This window comes from Neobacillus rhizosphaerae (genome assembly GCF_050477885.1).
Classification (GTDB): Bacteria; Bacillota; Bacilli; order Bacillales; family Cytobacillaceae; genus Neobacillus; species Neobacillus rhizosphaerae_A.
Genome location: NZ_JBCNAC010000052.1, coordinates 1 through 1,623 on the forward strand (window position 1 = coordinate 1; position 1,623 = coordinate 1,623).

2 protein-coding genes are annotated in these 1,623 nt (G+C 44.7%); both read right to left on the minus strand.

Annotated elements, in window-relative coordinates; all coding sequences use genetic code 11:
- Positions 1–97 precede the first annotated feature (97 nt).
- On the minus strand, positions 98–538 hold the full coding sequence (locus ABES03_RS06695) for a low molecular weight protein arginine phosphatase (RefSeq protein ID WP_430116257.1): 441 nt from the start codon (positions 536–538) through the stop codon (positions 98–100).
- 54 nt (positions 539–592) lie between these two features.
- Positions 593–1,623, minus strand: a 1,031-nt coding sequence (locus ABES03_RS06700) for a C39 family peptidase (RefSeq protein WP_430116260.1), incomplete at its 5' end; no start/stop codon positions are given.

Sequence of the window (1,623 nt, forward strand, 5' to 3'; positions counted from 1 at the left end):
CGCTTGCGCTTTTCTTAATCTATTTCTTCTATTAATTTTGACATACTGCTACAGAAATATAAAGGGCTCTCTTAAAAAAGAGAGCCAGTTGGCACGGCTAAGGTTTTAATTTTTCAATTGCTTTGTCAATGAGTTGTTCGAGCTCACGAAATGTTTCTTCATAGATTGGCAGGTTTCCGCCGTATGGGTCGACAACATCGTGATCAAACATTTCTCCGGTGAATTCTTTTAAAGTAAACACCTTCATAATGGCATTCGGATATTGCTGCTGAATTGCATACTTATGGGAGGATGTCATTGTTAAAATCAGATCAGCCCATTCCACCTCTGCTGTGGTCAACAAACTCGACCGGTGGTTCTGCGGAATGTCGTTCTTGCCGAGTACCGTTTTTGCATGTGAGGATGCCTCACTGCCGGTGGCCGCATAAATGCCAGCCGATTTGACTTCCAACCCAGTTAGGTTCTTGCTTTTCAAAATGGCTTCAGCCATCGGACTTCTGCATGTATTTCCCGTACAAACAAACAAAATGCGCTGCAATGTGTCTGCCCCCTTTCCTCTATTATAAAACATTTTACCAAGTTTCCAACTTATTTACCGATAGGTGATGGCTTGTTTACCCATTTGCACCCAGCCGCGTTTGAAGGCGCTGATTGTTGCCTTGCGGTTTTTGGTAACAGATAATGGGTCATTGAAATAGATATATTGGCTGTCATAGCCTGTCACAAGAACGCTGTGTTCCTTATAGGTAATGGATACTTTTCCGGCAGGTGTATTCCAGGTTTGCCAATACTGTGATGGAACGGTATCAAAATACACATTATTGATGACCCACACCGATTTCCCGTTATTTAAATGCTTATAAATCTCTTCAAAATTGGAACCGGTCAAATCAACGATACGGCCTGGCAAATATTGATTCGCCAAATCAGCAATTGGTCCGTGATACACACCAAGACCCGGCTTGCTAAAGGTGTACATATTACCAACAAACCCTGAATACGGATTACCGAAGTATACTTGTCCATTTGTTTTCGAATAAGGCGTCGGGTCCTTTCGCACTTGAGACGCCAACGTCATTTTAGACACGCTTTTTCCCGCATCCATCAACAACATCGCTAACGATGTGACCTCACAGCCACGCGGCAGCTCTGGCATTTGCGCGACAAGAGGAGCATCGAGCACTACCGAGGAGACCGAACCGCCTGTCCCCAGATAGTAACGGTCTTTACCACTTTGAATCCAGCTCGATTTTCTCATAGAACCATCTGTATTGAGATAGTACCACTTTCCTCCATCATAAAGCCAACCAGTCGCCATCGCCCCACTTGAACCGAGGTAGTACCATTTGCCCCCAGTATAGACCCAGCCTTTTTTCATTACACCATTACTCGCTAAATAATACCAACGGTTATTGTCTTTCAGCCAGCCAGTCAGCATTCGGCCAGAGCTGGCCAAATAATACCAAGCCCCTGCGTCATACTGCCATCCTGTCAGCATTTGACCGCTTTGTGCAAGTAAATACCATTTTCCACTGTCATACGCCCAACCAGTAGCCATGGCACCCGAACCTTTTAGAAAATACCACTTGCCATTATCTAATAACCAACCGGTTTGCATGGCAC